Genomic DNA, 15503 nt, shown 5'->3' with positions numbered 1-15503 from the left:
CGGGCAGCCCGGCTCGCTGTCTAGTGATGAATGTGAGAGCCGAACTGCTCGTCACGCACGGTTCTTTTAGGCGTTGAGACTTGGACCAGCGCAAGGCTGCCAAGGGCCTCCTGCCGCCGGCTGCGTGACCGGCGGGCAGGACCGTGCCCGTTCCCACAACTTGCGACGCCTCGCGAAGCGCGCCCCTCGTCGGATCAGGCTGTGCAATGATATAGCCAAGGTTGCCGCGCCTGTCAAGAACAAAGTAAGAACATATCATTGCCCTGACGACCTCCTGCACGTCATCACCGGCCTCGTGCCGGTGATCCCGATCCGAAGAGCGCCGCGCGTCAAACAATCGGGATGGCCGGCACAAGGCCGGCCATGACGTGGAGGAGACGGCATCGAGGCGCTCATCCCCATTCCCGCCCGGGAGAGGGACAACCTTGGCGTTTCCCAGCAGCGGGATGGCCGGGACTGATCCCCGGATCAAGTCCGGGGACGGCCATGACGTGGAGAGGATGGACGCGGAGCGCTCGTCTCCCAAACGAGAGAAGGAGAACATCGGCACGTCCCAGTCTCAGACGGCCAGGACCGAGCCCAGAGCCCGGATCAAGTCCGGGACTGCCAGGACGGGGGGAGCGGCTGACATCATGCGGCTTCACGGCACCGGAAACGCCACCCGCCCGGTTCGAGACCGGGAGGGCAGGGTTCCCGTGCTGCGTGCGGTCACGCCGCCTTCCATGCCTGCTGCGCCGTCAGCGCTTCGGCCTGCTCGTCCGCCCGTTTCGCGGCCGGTCGCGTGACGTGTCTTGCGATATAGGCTTCGAAGGCTGGGCGCTTCTCGATCAGGCCCGTCATCATGCCCCATTGCAGATGGCTGGCGAGCAGGACGTCGGCGGCGGTGAAGCTGTCGCCCGCCACATAGGTCCGGTCCTGCAACCAGGCGACGAGCGTGTCCAGCACGCGCGCATAGGAGCCATAGCCGAAGCGGGCTTCCATGTCGGGCGATGGGTCCCAGCCGAGCACATGATTGGAAGCGGCGGGCTCGAGACAGCCGGTCGTGAAGAAGAGCCAGCGGTAATAATCGCCGCGATGCTCGGGCGCAGGGGCAAGGCCGGCCTCAGGGAAGACGTCGGCCAGATAGGCGCAGATGGCGGCGGCTTCCGTCACGATCGTCTTACCGTGCCTGATCGCCGGCACCTTGCCCATGGGGTTGATGGCGAGGTATTCCGGCGCCTTCATCGTGGTGCCGTATTCCAGGACCTTGATGGTATAGGGGCAGCCGATTTCCTCCAGCATCCAGTGCACGATGCCGCCGCGCGACTGCGGATTGGTGTAGAAGACGAGGTCTGCGCTCTTGTTTACCGGGCTCATGGATGTCTCCGTGGTGTTGCATGAACGGGAGACCGAATAGCGCACGCCACTGTCAGATTCTGGCAGTAGCGCGTCACGCCACTCCTTCATGAGCTGCCGGCGCGGCCGGGGCAGGCGATCGGGCAGCATCTGCGCCGCCTCGATCCTGTCGGCACGGAAATGGCGGAAGCCGTCGCGCAACTCGCACCAAGCCACCAGGACGCGGGTCGACTCGAAGAAGCCGAGCGATACGGGCCAGACGACCCGCGCGGAGCGCGCGCCCTTCTCGTCGGTGTAGGTGAGGGCGAGCTTGCGTCCCTCGTTCAGCGCGCGCCGCAGAAGCGCGAGTTCGACCACCTGCGGCCGCTCCCAGCCCCGGCCGACGACCATGGCGTCGTCTTCCATGCGCTCGCGCAGCTCGGGGGGCAGGACGGCGGCGACTTTGGCCATGACGTTGCGGGCCGCCTGTCCCATATCCGCGTCGGTGCGCCGCCCGACCCATTGCAGGCCGAGCGCCAGCGCCTCGATCTCCTGGGCGGAGAACATCAGCGGCGGGAGCAGGAAACCGGGCTTGAGCACATAGCCGAGCCCCGGCTCGCCCTCGATCTGCGCGCCCAGGGCCTGGAGCGAGGCGATGTCCCGATAGAGCGTGCGCAGCGAAATCCCCGCCTCCCTGGCCAGCACCGCGCCGCTCACGGGACGGCGGTGACGGCGGAGGATCTGCAACAGATCGAAGAGGCGTTCGGCGCGGGACATGGGGCCAGCTTAGCACGTGATGCTGACGGATTGTGACAGCAGGTGCCTCATCTCCTGTGGGTGAGGGGCGCCGGCGGCCTGATGTCGGGCAAGCCTCGTGACGGCGGGAGAGAGTGCTGCGAACTCTGGCGTGAGACACACGCTCAGGGCTGACTGGGGGCAGCTGGCATCCCGGAACCGGACGTCCCGAGGGAGAGAGATTATTCAGTGCGTGGCACTCCGGTCGCAGGAGGGCATCCGGCCGTTTCCACGGGCCGCCATAGGCGGCAAAGTTGCCTGGGTTTCGCCTCACGATTGCGCCGAACTCCTCGACAGTTCTGCACGTTTGCAGGAATGAATTTACGCCGGAGGGCAGTGCGCTGCACGATCACCCTGCCGATCTCCACAACCCACAGGGAAGATCATCATGCCTGATCCTCTGTTTGTGTCGGTCCTGCGGGGCCGAAGGATCCTGGTGGTCGAGGACGAATACCTGATGGCCGAGGACTTGCAGTTCGACTTGGAACGGGCGGGAGCCCAAGTCATCGGCCCGGTAGCGAGCGTGGCAGACGCGCTGAAGATGATTGCGGCGGAAGGCAATCTCGATGGGGCCATCCTGGATGTGAACCTCAGAGGCGAGAAGGCGTTTCCTGTCGCCGACGCCCTGCGCGAGCGCGGCGTGCCTTTCGTACTTGCGACCGGCTACGAGCTGTGGGCACTGCCGGAGGCTTACAAGGATGTGCCCCGCTGCGACAAGCCTGTCGATCTACGGTATCTCGCTCGGGGTCTCTTCGGTCACGAGCCCAGGGTTTGAATGAGGCTTGGCAGCGCTTGTGCCAGGGATTCCGGCTTGAACGGTTTTTCCCAGAGAGGCACATCCTGATAGGCGGGCAGCACGACACCCTCGGCAAGGCCAGTGGCAAAGACGAACGGCACACCATGCTCCCGCAGCGCATCCGCTACGGGATAGACGGTCTGCCTCTTGAGATTGATGTCGAGCACGGCTGCATCCACCGGCCCGGCTTTCAGCAATGCGAGAGCCTGATCCCGCGTGGGCACCGGGCCGACGATCTCGGCACCGAGCCTCTCCAGCGCCTTGGCCATGTCATCCGCAATGAAGTACTCGTCCTCTACCACCATGATCCGGCGGCGAGCCAGCATTCCTTCATATGCTGGACCCGTCATGCGCACCCTCCTCTCAGCCTGTCCTCAACGTCGTCATATCCTCATAGGCGAGCCTGTGCTGCTTACGGGATAACATGAGTGAGCGACCGACGTTCCAAACGTAGTATGCCCTATTCGAAAGGGACAAAGCATCTATGGCTGTCCACCTTATGCGCAAATTGGAGCAGTAAAGGGCAAGCCGCTTGAGCCTTATCGGCGGCTCGCACGTTGTAGAGTTTACATGAGCACGGCGATGAACAGGACGGTAACTCATTCCCACAGGGTCTGGCCTGCGGGCGGGGGCGAGATGGGCGAGCGCATCCGCCAGCACGATTGGGCGGCCACACCGCTCGGGCCGGTTCGAACGTGGCCGCAGAGCCTGAAGACTGCCGTCGACATCATGCTCGCCTCGCCGGGACCTGTCTCGATCCTGTGGGGGCCCGACAGGATCCAGCTCTACAATGACGGCTATATCGTTGTCGCGGCCGAACGCCATCCGGCCATTTTGGGGCAGCCGGCCGCGAAGAGCTGGTCGGAGGCCTACAAGCCTTTTCTCGGTCGGGTTCTGGATCAGGTGTTCAAGGGAGACGCTGTGGCCATCGAGGACCAGGAGGTCTTGCTGCTCAGACCCGATGGCAACGGGTTCGAGGAACGCCACTTCGCAGGCTCGTTCTCGCCGATCCGGGACGAGATGGGAGCGGTTGGAGGTGTCTTTCACCCTCTGACCGAGACAACCGCCCGCGTCAGGGCCGATGCCGCGCTGCGCGAGAGCGAGCGCCAGGCTCGGCTGCTGCTGGCCGAGTTGCAGCACCGGGTGCGCAATACGCTTTGGGTCATCCGCTCCATCATCCGCCGAACGGCCGCCACGAGCGAGACGGCGGAGGACTACGCGATGCACCTGGATGGGCGCATCGATGCCTTCGCCCGCGTGCAGGCGGCTGTTACGCGGGATCCGAGCGCTGGCCTGGATCTGGAAATACTCGTGGCCGAAGGGCTCCTGGCCTTTGGTGCCCATGAGGGCGAGCGGGTGACCGGCATCACGGGCCCTTCGGTCTGCTTGAGACCGAAGGCGGCGGGAACCATCGCGCTCGTCATTCACGAGCTGGCGACGAACGCCGTGAAGTATGGCGCCCTGTCAACGGACCCCGGACGGATCACGGTGGAGTGGAGCATCGACAAGTCCGGCGATAGGCCGCATCTCGTCTTCCGCTGGATCGAGACGGGCGTGGGGCTTTCGGGTGAGAAGCCTTCGCGCCGCGGCTTTGGCACCGAGCTCATCGAGCAGACGCTGGCCTATGAACTGGAAGGCAATGCGAGCCTGGAGTTCACGCCCGACGGTCTGCATTGCATCATCAGCCTGCCCGTTAGTGAGATCCTCGCGGAACCAGGGTCTCATCATCAGTAGGCTCCGCCTCGACTTCACCGACCAGAACGGCGCGTCCAACCGCGGATCGGTCCTGTTCGCTTTCTGGCTGAAGAGCGCGATGTGAAGGTTTGACCGGAAGCCGAGAGGTCAACGTCGCGCTTTGCGCAGGTAGTTCACGAGCGCCCGTAACTTGAGCGGCAAATTGCGGCGGGTCGGATAATAGAGGTAAAAGCCAGGGAAGGGCGGGCAGAACTCTTCAAGGAGCGGCACAAGTTCAGCCCGAGCCATATAGGGGCGGAAGGTTTCCTCCATCCCGAAGGTCAGACCCGCTCCGGCGCAAGCCAATTGGATCATCACCCGCATGTCGTTGGTGGTCACCCGAGGGTCCACGTCGACAGCGAAGTCCCGTCCATTCTCGGTGAATTCCCACCGGTAGGGGGCGACCTGTGGGTTGGGCCGCCACCCAATGCAATGATGCTTGGGCAGATCGCGGGGATGGGCCGGGGAGCCATGCTTCGCCAGATAATCGGGGGAAGCCACTACCATTTGGCGCTGTTCGTCCGACACGGGAATGGCGATCATGTCCTGCTCGATCACCTCACCGAGCCGGACGCCGGCATCGAAGCCTTCAGCCACGATGTCGGACGCCTCATCGGTGACGGTGATGTCGAGGCGGACGTCGGGATAGGCTGCAAGGAAACCCGCCAGGAGCGAGCCGCTCAGGAACCTCTCGGCGATCGAGGAGACTGCCAGGCGCACCAAGCCCCTGGGCTGATCGCGCATCTCGCCTAAGGCTTCCATTGCGGTGCCGAGATCGTCGAGAGCCGGGCGCACCGATTGGTAGAGCCGCTCTCCCGCTTCCGTGAGATGGACGCTCCGGGTGGTTCGCTGAAAAAGCGCCACACCCATCCGCTCCTCAAGCCGCCGGATGGCCTGGCTGACGGCGGAGCGGGTCACGCCCAGGCGTTCGCTGGCCGCCCGAAAGCTGTGCGCTTCCGCGACGGACACGAAGACAGCGATGCCGGCAAGGTCGGGTGTCATTGGTAAGAAAAAGTTACCAGACCATACAGAATTGGCAAGTCGATCGTGCAGGATGGAAGAGCTATCTCTCGTCGTGAGCTCCGGGCCAAGGCGAAATCGCGGACCGAGCTTCGATTGAGAGGAAATCCGATGTCCGAGACGAAGATTGTTTTGATTACCGGCGCTTCCAGCGGGATCGGCGAGGCGGTGGCCCAGGAGCTGTCGAAAGCCGGTCATGTGGTGGTCGTGGGCGCGCGCCGGATGGACCGCCTGCACGATCTGGTCGGCCGCATCGAGGCGTGCGGCGGCATCGCGCGGGCTCATCAGCTCGATGTCACGTCCCGGGACGGTTTCACGAGAGTCGTGTCCGCCATACTCGAGGAGTTCGGCCGCATCGACGTGATCGTCAACAATGCAGGCGTCATGCCGTTGTCGCCGCTCAGAGCCCTCAAAGTAACTGAGTGGGACCAGATGGTGGACGTCAACATCAAGGGCGTCCTGAATGGGATCGCGGCGGTGCTGCCTCACATGGAAACCAGAGGCACCGGCCATGTGGTCAACATCGCATCCATCGGAGCACATCGGGTGTCTCCGACGGCCGCGGTCTATTGCGCCACCAAATACGCGGTCTGGGCAATCTCCGATGGTCTGCGCCAGGAAACGGATCGGTTGCGGGTCACGGTGATCTCTCCCGGTGTTGTCACGAGCGAGCTGGCGGAGACGATCTCAGACGACACGGCACGCGAGGCAATGAAGGAGTTCCGCAGGATTGCCATCGAGCCGGATGCGATTGGTCGAGCGGTTCGCTATGCCATCGAGCAGCCCTCCGATGTGGATGTGAGTGAGATCATCGTTCGTCCGACCTCAAGTCCACACTGAAGAAAGGGGCTTTCGATGCCACGCATCGCCTTCTCTCTCGCCCTCGCTCTCGCAATGGCTGCCGCAAACGGTGCGCTCGGGCAATCTGCGATGAGCGGTCAACCCCTCTCCAAGGATGTCACGGTTATGACGGATCACCCTTATGTCGGCATGTGGGTCACCAAGGACGGCCACGTTCGCCAGGAGCTCCTCCCGAACGGTCGTTATGATGAAGCTCGCGGCGATCGCAGGAGCGCCTACCAGGGTCGCTATGAAGTCCGAGGCAACAAAATCGACTATTGGGACGATACGGGATTTACGGCCGACGGTGAGTTCATCGACGATGTCCTCCACCACGGCGGGATGCTGTTCTACAGGAAAGTGGAGGTGAAGCCGCACCGCTGACGTTCGCTGTGATCCCTGCTGCAGCAACATGTGTGGCAGCAGGTCAGCGTCCGGTTTTGGCACATCCGCGAAGGAGACTGGAGGCTGGAATAGGTCAGGAACAGCGGACTTTCCTGAAGAGGAGGGGATCTACAGAGATCGACCGATGCTGTCGTTTTGGCTTGGTTTGCGTAAAGCATTCTGGACTGATCTGGCGCAATGGCGCCAGTCACAGGCCGAGAAACCGGCTCTTGGGAGCTTTCCAAAGGCGGGGACCCGCAACAGACCTTCAGCGGACAACGACCGCAACCATGCGATGCTCCAGTAACGGCTTTATCTTGCGCAGGATCATGGGTTCTGGTTGACTGGCCGGGCGTGCGCTGGAGTGGGTCGGGGAATGATCTCATGAAGCAAGGACACACGCGTTATCGGCCTTCGGGAAGGCAACTCGCTCTGGCCGTCATGTTATCCCTGGGAGGCTCGGGCGCCTTCGCCCAGGAGGAGCACGGTGGCGCGGGCGACCTCGCCAAGGCAGCGCAGAACCCGATCGCCGACCTGATCAGCCTGCCGTTCCAGAACAACTTCAACTTCAATGTCGGCCCGCACAATCAGCTTCAGGACATCCTGAACATCCAGCCCGTCATCCCGATCCATCTCGACCAGGACTGGAACCTGATCACACGCTGGATCACGCCCGTGATCTCGCAGCCGCCCTTAACCATCACCGGCGACCGCGAGTTCGGCCTCGGCGACATCAACCCGAGCTTCTTCTTCTCGCCCAAGCAGCCGACGCACGGTCTCATCTGGGGCATCGGCCCGACCTTCGTGTTTCCGTCCGGCACCGACAAGACGCTCACGCAGGGCAAGTATTCCATCGGGCCGAGCTTCGTCGCGGTCGTGAACGAGGGGCCGTGGCTGTTCGGCGTTCTCATCAACAACGTCTGGTCCTTTGCGGGCAGGAGCAACCGCCCCGACGTCAACCAGATGCTGGTGCAGCCGTTCGTGAACTACAACTTCCCGGGCGGCTGGTACCTGACCTCCTCGCCGATCGTCACGGCGAACTGGGAGGCGGATCACGGAGAACGCTGGACCGTGCCGGTCGGCGGCGGCTTCGGGCGCGTGTTCCGGATCGACAAGCAGCCGGTCAATGCGCAGCTCTCCGCCTACTACAATGTCGTGAAGCCGACCGATGGCGCCGATTGGCAGCTTCGGGCGCAACTGACGTTCCTGTTTCCGGAGAAAGCCCAGCCTGCTGTCGCGCACAGGCGCTGAAGGTGATGCGGCAGCTCAGGGTGTCGCAGCGCTCGGCGTCGCCATTCCCGCTCTCCTCTTGGCACAAGAGGTCAGGCGAATGTCCCTTGTGATCAAGCACCGTGGCACCCTTCGGGTATCCTGCAACGATGCACGCAAGGGCGTGCATGACTTTTGACGACAGCAAGGAGGAGCAAATGCGTTCGCATGCGAGTTCTTTGACACTGCTGATCGGCCTGTCTGCGGCTTCCGCGATGATCTCGTCCTTGGCGTTCGCACAGCCGCTGACGTTCAGGGTCAATCCGGCCGCGGGCGGCGGCGGAACCAGCTATCCAGACCTAGGCTATGCCGTGAATCCCGCAGATCTCCCGCCCGGCGTGACACCCGTGGGCTACACCCAGGATGGCTGGCTGAAGATGCCTGCCGACGACCTTCACCAAATCGGCCCCCGCTATGCGCAGCCCAGCGGCGTCAAGCTCCGGCGCGGGAGCCAGGTGCCGGATTGGATCGACACGGGCGCCATGGAGAACGTGTCGGTTCCGGGCCTGCCGTCGGGGGCACGGTATGGCTACTTCATCTCGCCCGACCAGAAGATCGTCGTGGTGGATCCGCAATCCCGCCGGGTCATGCGCGTCATCCATTGAGCCGGGGAGGCCGGGAGTAGAGTCGGCATCTCCACCGACGCAGGTCGGACCATCTCCCGACCTGCCTTGCCGTAGACCCCATCATAAAGCCTTACCGGTCACGCTGGAACACTCTGAGGCGGCCCCGAGTTAAGGGGCCACTCCTGGACCTGTTGCGTCAGCGTCACCTCGATGTTCCGCAGTTCCAGAAGCGGACAGCGAGGAAATGCATGGGCACGCCATTGCAGGTCCGGGTGAGGCTGTGCGTCATCGGCCTGGCGCTGCTCCCCGTCATCGCCCATCCTGATGGGGTTGTGTCGCGAGCCGACGCTCAGGAGACCGGGGCTTCCTGCGTCGATCCCTCGAGAATAGCCCGATCCGTGGTCAGCATCGTCTGGCGTTATGGTGAGCCGCGCCGCGACGGGAGCAAGGAAATCGTCGGGGAGCGCGCCACCGCATGGTTCTACGCCTCGCCGCGCTTCCTCGTGACGGCGGCGCATTTCGCGAAGGAACTTCCCGCCGACGGATGGCAGGAGGTAGAGCTGCGGCAATCCTCCCGGGTGGGAGAGCCTGACGTATCGGCCCAGGTCCGGCTTCGCGTGACGGTCCAAGGGAAGATTTCCGAAGACGATGCGGGCGGGACGGGACGCAGTGTCAGGATGGCCGAGGACCTCGCTATCCTGGAGTTGCAGGAGCCGTTCCCGGATGCGCAGGTCCTCGACGTGCAGCCGGTGGCGCCGTCGAAAAATGCAACGGTCCTGATCCTGGGCTATCCCAAGGGGCAGATGAAGGCCGCGCTCGGCATCATTCGGGAACACGGGACGGATGCGGACCGATACCCCGGCTTGGAACTTCTCGAGGTGCAAGGCTCGGACCGCCTCCTGCTCAATGGCGGCGCGTCCGGAGCACCCGTGCTCGACTGCCGCCAGGGTCGGGTCGTCGCCGTGCTGAACGGCCTGCTGACCGGGCCGTCCCTGCCGTTCCTGCCGCCGGAGAATTCCGTGATTCCCACCCCGTGGGGCAGCCCGACCAACACCGCCGTTCCCGCCGGAATACTGGAGGCGATCAGGAACCGGGTGCTCTGAATTTCCCGGCGCCTTCCGGACTGGGCCGTGCGCTCGCACGGCCCGGTTCCTCTGCGTGTCAGTTCCCGGTCGGAAGCGGGATGTGGAACCCGTCCTTGGCCAGTTCCTCCCGCACGGTCTGGAATCGCTGGTAATCCGAGAGGGTGACCGGCCCCGTGTAGCCGTAGCTTTGCACCTTGCGAGGCGGGTACTGCACGTAGGTCGCCATGATTTTCTTCAGTTCCTCCTCCATGACGACACCCATCCAGGTCCGTTCGGTGAAGTTGTTCATGAAGATGTCGTAGCGCTCCTGCGGATCCTGCCAGAGGTCGAAGACCTGCGGGACCGTAGCGACATATTTCTCGGCGCCCTTCCACCCGAGATTGGTGTCAACCGCAAGGCCGCCGGTCGAGGCGCCGTCGTCGCCGCGCAGGTTGAACTGGAACTTGTAGTTATTCACGCGGATGGCGCCGGGCGACAGCTCGTTCTCGGTGAAATAGAACCACGATTTCCGCTCGGACTTGCCGGTCCCGAAGAGCACCGGCGACATGTCATAGCTGTCGAAGATGATCGGCTGGCCGTCGCGATCCTTCTCGGGCAGCTTCGTGCCCGCGACGGACGCGAACGTCGCCATCAGATCGAGGCCGCCGACGATTTCGTGGCTCTTCGTGTCGGCCTTGATCTTCCCCGGCCACCAGGCGATTGCCGGCACGCGGTTGCCGCCCTCGCGCAAGGTGCCCTTGGTGCCGCGGAACGGCGTGTATCCGGCATCCGGATAGACATCCTGCCAGGCACCGTTGTCGGTCGTGTAGATCACGAGCGTGTTGTTGCCGCCGACCTGACGGATCTTGTCCATCACGCGGCCGACCCGGGTGTCGAGTTCCACGATCGAGTCTGAGTACTTGCTCTTCGACAGCGACTTGTGGACGAAGTCCGGTGCCGGCAGGTTGGGCTGGTGCACCTTCATGAAGTTGATGCTCATGAAGAACGGCCCGCCCGACTGCGCCGCGCGGTCGAGATAATCGAGAGAGGCCTTCTCGACGTATTCGTCGAGGAACGGGATCCCGACCACACCCTTGTCGGGCGTGTTGACATACTCGCCGTTGACCTTGAAGTCCTCACGTGCGGGCTGGCCCGCATTGCCCGACAATGCGCCCTTGGTCACCTTCTGGAACATCTCCCGCAACTCGGGGCTCATGTCAGGGAACCAGTTCGGGTCGCCGTAGGTGTAGGCGTTGAGATGATAGAGGAAGCAGTCCCGCATCTCGTCGTAGCCCTGGGCGTTGGGCAGGGCGTAGTCAGCCTCCCCGAGATGCCACTTGCCGGTGAAGAAGGTGCGGTAGCCTGCCTGCTTGAGCACCGAGGCCAGGGTCCACTCGGCCGCCGGCAGGCCGCCACCCTGGCCCTGGAACGCCACGGTGGTCATGCCGCTGCGGTTCGGGATCCGCCCGGTCTGCATCGCGGCCCGGCCCGGGGTGCAGCTCGGTTGGCCATAGAACGAGAAGAAGGTCATGCCCTCCTGGGCGAGCCGGTCGAAGTTGGGCGTGGGCATGCCGCGCCCTTCGCCGCCGCCGTACGGGCCGAGGTCGCCATAGCCGGTGTCATCGGAGACGATCAGCACGATATTGGGCTTCTGTGGCTGCGGGGTCTGGGCGAGCGCCGGGAGGGCCATGGTTGTCGCGATGAGGGCGGTGGCCCCGATCAGCGCAGCCTTGGTCCGACCCGGCCGGCCGCGGAGGGTCGGTGAGAACGCACGATGGTGACTCATGGGGTGCTCCTCTCTCTGACGACGCACCGGAAACCGACATGGCTCGTCGAGGTGTCGACCGGCTGGGGATGGCGTGCGGCCGGGCGATAGCGCCGGCAGTAATTGGGCGCGCACAGATGCGAGCCGCCTTTCAGCGCCCGGCGCGGGATGCGGCTCTGCGGCTGGCACGGATCGTAGCTGTCGCCTTCGCGGCCGCCGCGCGGGTTCTCGGGGATGCAGCAGGCCTTCACGGCATCGGCCGGGTGCTTCGGCGCGTAGAAGTCGCTCGTCCACTCCCAGACATTGCCGATCATGTCGTGCAGGCCGTAAGCATTCGGTGGAAAGGCCGTGACCGGCGACGTGCGGGCAAAGCCATCCTGGGCGAGGTTCTGGAACGGGAACGCCCCCTGCCAGGTATTGGCCATGTGCCGCCCGCCCGGGGTGAGCTCGTCGCCCCAGGCGAACTCGGCGCCGTCGAGCCCGCCGCGGGCGGCGTATTCCCATTCGGCCTCGGTCGGCAGGCTCTTGCCGGCCCAGCGGGCATAGGCCTCGGCATCGGCATAGGCGACATGCACCACGGGATGGTTGTCGAGACCGTTGATGTTGCTCCCTGGGCCGTAAGGATGGCGCCAGTCGGCGCCTTTCAGAAGGGTCCACCACTGGCTCCAGTCGCGCAGGTCGACCGGGCGATCCGGCGGGCTGAACACGAGCGAGCCCGCGTAGAGCATGTGCGGCAGAGCATCAGGATAGTCCTTCGGGTCGGGCCGCTTTTCGGCGACGGTGACGTGCCCGGTCGCGCGGACGAAGTCGCGGAACTGGCGGTTGGTAACGGGCGTGCGGTCGATCCAGAAACCATCCACGGTCACGCGGTGGACCGGCGCTTCCTCGGGATAATGCCTGTCCGACCCCATCCGGAACGTGCCGCCGATGATCCGGATCATGCCGGTATGCGACGGTGCCGATGACGGCGCGGTCGAAGGAGGTTCGAATTCTGTCAGCGTCATGGCAACGGGCCTTTCCCTTCATTCAGGCCTTTGACTTGCACATTTTTTGATGCAGGCGAGGACGGAGACAAAGTTCGGCGCGACGCCGGTTGTGGTCACTCGGATGCCTAGCTTGCGCCATCACGGCCACTATACGGGTGAAGTTGGGAGGGCTGCTTGACATAAGGGGACATTGGATTGACAGATCGTGACCGTCGCAAGCCTTGACCGCTTGAACGAATTCAGCGGGGACATTCCTGGATCCGAGCTCGCGAGGGCCACGGTCCAGCTCGGCTTTTGGCACGGGGCTGACCTTAGCCGGATTTCCGCATTCGCGGCGTAAGCCGACCTTCACTTGGTCCGCGCAACATTACATTCTGAGCCTCAAAAGAGCCTTGAGACTTCGCCCATCCGAACCCTTCGCGGACGTCCTTGAGCAGCTTGGTGAGCTTGGCCCTTCCATTCGCCGCGCGGGCAAAAAGAAAGCGCTCGCCAATTCAAGGAGCGCTTCAAGGTCCGGTCCGTAGGGGCAGAGTGCGGGCCGGTCATCCTGTAATATCCGAGCATGCGCGCCGCATCACGTCGGTACATCCCGACGTAAGAATACGACATCGCCAGAGAAATCTCCTCAGGAGGACACCACTCATTGCCTCCCTGGGGGTTAACCACGGGAACCTATACTTTGGCGGTATGGGAAGGAGCATCATATAGCCAAGTTCAGGCCAGCATGATCAATTGTTGGCTGTTTGGAGTTCGCGGTTTGAACACTATGGCGTTTCTCTCCGGCGGCGGCACCATGGGTGCCCGGATCCGGTCCTGGGACTGGTCCGCCTCACCACTTGGCTCACCTGAGACGTGGCCGCAGGACTTGCGCACCGTCCTCAGGGTTGTGCTCCACTCGAAGTTTCCGACTTTTCTCGTCTGGGGGCCCGACCTCATCACCTTCTACAATGATGCCGCCCTCCTGCTGCGCGGAGCCCGTCCCGAGGCTCTGGGGCGGCCCCTCCCGCACACCTGGGGCGAAGTTTGGGACATCGCCGGTCCGGCTCTCGAGCGGGCCTTTCAGGGTGAAGCAACTTACCTCCAGGACGGTGCCGTCGATATCGTCCAGCGAAAGAGTTATCCCGAGAAGACCTGGTGGACTGCCTCGTTCAGCCCAATCCCCGACGAAGCAGGCAAGGTAAACGGTGTGCTCATCGTTCTCCAGGAGACCACCGAGCGCGTGCTCACGGAGCAGCGGCTCCGGCTTCTGGTTGACCTGAGTAACCGCCTGCGTAGCATTGCGGAGGCCCGCAGCGTCATGGCTACGGCCACGGAAATGCTCGGACGACATCTGAATGCCAGCCGGGTTGGCTATGCGGAGCTCAGCGAGACCGGTGAAATCTTCACGGTCGAGCGCGACTGGGCGGAGGTCTCAACCCCAACATTTGCTGGGCAACATGAAGTCCGCGCCTTCGGTCCCCTCATCGAAAGCGAGTTGAGGGCAGGGCACACCGTGTGCATCGACGATGTTGAAAGAGATCCGCTGACTCAAGACCCATCCATCGTCGCCAAGTTCATGGAGGCTGGCAATCGCGCCATCATCATCGCTCCCTTGATCCGAGATGGTCGCCTCGTCGCTTCCCTCTACGTACACCAGGTCCAGCCTCGTCATTGGCGCGACGATGAGGTCGCGCTCGTTCAGGAGGCGGCAGAACGGACCTGGACGTCGGTCCTTCGCGCGCGAGCCGAGACCGCCCTGCGCGACAGCGAGGAGCGTTTCCGGCAATTCGCCAAGCACTCATCGACCGTGCTCTGGATCCTGAACTTGGAGACGAGGCGGCTGGAATACCTCAGCCCTGCATATGAGACGATCTGGGGTGAGCCGGTGGAGGCGGCCCTGAGCGATCTTGATCATTGGATCGGAACGCTCCATCCCGAGGATCGAGAGCAGGCTGGCACGGCCGTTGAGCGTGCTTCACGCGGCGAAGAAGGCACGCACGAGTACCACATAACTCGCCCGGATGGCGGTGTGCGTTGGATCCGGGATACCTTCTTCCCAATCAGGGATGAGCAGGGGCGGGTGCGATGGGCGGGGGGAATTGCCCAAGATCTGACCCAGCACAATGGTTCCAAAGTCTACCTGGTCGATAGCAATGAGGTTTCACGCCGCGAACTGTGCCTTCTCCTTCAGAGGGCCGGCTACGAGGTGAAGGTATTCGGTTCGGCGAAGTCCTTCCTGGAGGTGGCGCCAGTGTTGGTGCCTGGCTGCGTTGTGCTCGACATCCGCGGCCGTGGTGCCGGCGAGCTGACGATTCCAAAGGAGCTGAAAACGCGGCGGTTCGCCCTCCCGGTAATCGTGATCGGGGAGGCCCATGGAGATGTTGCAGTCGGGGTTCAGGCTATGAAGGCTGGGGCTGCGGACTTCCTCGATGTGCCGTACCAGTCCGAGCAGCTTCTCGATGCGCTGGCTTCAGCTCAGGCGACGATCCATGAGAAGGCTGAGCGGGACCAAGCCAGCGAACGCGTGAAGGCCCTCATTGCAGCGCTGCCGCCGCGCGAGCGCGACGTGCTCGATGGATTGCTGGCTGGAGGCACCAACAAGACGATCGCGCGCGATCTCGAGATCAGCCCGCGCACGGTCGAAGCGTACCGCGCCCGCATCATGGAGCGGCTAGGGGCACAGAGCCTGCCCGAGCTGGTGCAGATTGCGGTGGCCGCCGGCTTGCAGGCCAAACCCTCCGACAGACATGGCTGACGGAGCATGGGGCGGTAAGGCCAGCTTCCATTCACAGGCCCGTCAGCGTTGAGCTAGAGCATCGTACGGATCCCAAAAGTGGATTCCACTTTTGGGTCCGATGCTGGAGAGCTTTGATGATCTCATCCGCTTTTATCCCAGCGGCAGACGGGACATCCTCCGCGACGGCAAGGATGTCCGGGGCCTTTGCCCGGCGGTTGACGAAGCACGCCCGCAGCGCGAAGTGTCGGTCGTGG

At 63.6% G+C, this 15503-nt stretch carries 13 protein-coding genes; 8 read left to right on the top strand and 5 right to left on the bottom strand.

What is annotated here, in order from left to right; genetic code table 11:
- Positions 1 to 708: 708 nt before the first annotated feature.
- On the bottom strand, positions 709 to 2091 hold the full coding sequence (locus DDF70_RS18890) for an HTH domain-containing protein (RefSeq protein WP_114946399.1): 1383 nt from the start codon (positions 2089 to 2091) through the stop codon (positions 709 to 711).
- 406 nt (positions 2092 to 2497) lie between these two features.
- On the opposite strand from DDF70_RS18890, the gene DDF70_RS18885 reads away from it, so the two are divergent.
- Positions 2498 to 2884, top strand: coding sequence for a response regulator (locus tag DDF70_RS18885; protein ID WP_114946398.1), 387 nt, complete (start codon positions 2498 to 2500; stop codon positions 2882 to 2884).
- Here DDF70_RS18885 and DDF70_RS18880 read toward each other — a convergent pair.
- Positions 2866 to 3255 (bottom strand): response regulator, encoded by a 390-nt coding sequence (locus DDF70_RS18880; RefSeq protein ID WP_114946397.1) that lies wholly within the window; start codon positions 3253 to 3255, stop codon positions 2866 to 2868. The two genes, DDF70_RS18885 and DDF70_RS18880, sit on opposite strands and share 19 nt — an antisense overlap.
- 232 nt (positions 3256 to 3487) lie before the next feature.
- Between DDF70_RS18880 and DDF70_RS39020 the strand changes: the two genes are divergently transcribed.
- Positions 3488 to 4639: a sensor histidine kinase gene (locus tag DDF70_RS39020; RefSeq protein WP_342633930.1), complete on the top strand. Its 1152-nt coding sequence runs from the start codon at positions 3488 to 3490 to the stop codon at positions 4637 to 4639.
- A gap of 108 nt (positions 4640 to 4747) precedes the next feature.
- Here the strand turns inward: DDF70_RS39020 and DDF70_RS18870 are convergent, their stop codons facing one another.
- Positions 4748 to 5641: a LysR family transcriptional regulator gene (locus DDF70_RS18870; protein WP_114946395.1), complete on the bottom strand. Its 894-nt coding sequence runs from the start codon at positions 5639 to 5641 to the stop codon at positions 4748 to 4750.
- 129 nt (positions 5642 to 5770) lie between these two features.
- Between DDF70_RS18870 and DDF70_RS18865 the strand changes: the two genes are divergently transcribed.
- The 5 genes from DDF70_RS18865 to DDF70_RS18845 all read left to right on the top strand — a co-directional run bounded on the left by DDF70_RS18865 (position 5771) and on the right by DDF70_RS18845 (position 9821).
- On the top strand, positions 5771 to 6499 hold the full coding sequence (locus DDF70_RS18865) for an SDR family oxidoreductase (RefSeq protein ID WP_114946394.1): 729 nt from the start codon (positions 5771 to 5773) through the stop codon (positions 6497 to 6499).
- 15 nt (positions 6500 to 6514) lie between these two features.
- Positions 6515 to 6883, top strand: coding sequence for an Atu4866 domain-containing protein (locus DDF70_RS18860; RefSeq protein ID WP_114946393.1), 369 nt, complete (start codon positions 6515 to 6517; stop codon positions 6881 to 6883).
- A gap of 384 nt (positions 6884 to 7267) precedes the next feature.
- On the top strand, positions 7268 to 8134 hold the full coding sequence (locus DDF70_RS18855; protein WP_205772450.1) for a hypothetical protein: 867 nt from the start codon (positions 7268 to 7270) through the stop codon (positions 8132 to 8134).
- A gap of 176 nt (positions 8135 to 8310) precedes the next feature.
- Positions 8311 to 8757, top strand: a complete 447-nt coding sequence (locus DDF70_RS18850) for a hypothetical protein (RefSeq protein WP_114946391.1) — start codon at positions 8311 to 8313, stop codon at positions 8755 to 8757.
- Between the two features lie 209 nt (positions 8758 to 8966).
- Positions 8967 to 9821, top strand: a complete 855-nt coding sequence (locus tag DDF70_RS18845) for a S1 family peptidase (RefSeq protein ID WP_114946390.1) — start codon at positions 8967 to 8969, stop codon at positions 9819 to 9821.
- Between the two features lie 58 nt (positions 9822 to 9879).
- Here the strand turns inward: DDF70_RS18845 and DDF70_RS18840 are convergent, their stop codons facing one another.
- Positions 9880 to 11568 carry an arylsulfatase gene (locus tag DDF70_RS18840; RefSeq protein WP_114946389.1) on the bottom strand — a complete coding sequence of 563 codons (1689 nt, stop codon included), beginning with the start codon at positions 11566 to 11568 and terminating at the stop codon, positions 9880 to 9882.
- The gene (locus DDF70_RS18835; protein WP_162820499.1) at positions 11565 to 12488 is read right to left on the bottom strand and encodes a formylglycine-generating enzyme family protein; all 924 of its coding nucleotides are present in this window, start codon (positions 12486 to 12488) and stop codon (positions 11565 to 11567) included. The genes DDF70_RS18840 and DDF70_RS18835 overlap by 4 nt, the downstream gene beginning before the upstream one ends.
- 811 nt (positions 12489 to 13299) lie before the next feature.
- On the opposite strand from DDF70_RS18835, the gene DDF70_RS18830 reads away from it, so the two are divergent.
- On the top strand, positions 13300 to 15267 hold the full coding sequence (locus tag DDF70_RS18830) for a PAS domain-containing protein (RefSeq protein WP_162820493.1): 1968 nt from the start codon (positions 13300 to 13302) through the stop codon (positions 15265 to 15267).
- The last annotated feature ends 236 nt before the right edge of the window (positions 15268 to 15503 follow it).

Origin of the sequence: Microvirga calopogonii, from assembly GCF_003347665.1 — a bacterium.
GTDB lineage: Bacteria > Pseudomonadota > Alphaproteobacteria > Rhizobiales > Beijerinckiaceae > Microvirga > Microvirga calopogonii.
This window is presented reverse-complemented; position numbering and strand designations above follow the sequence as displayed.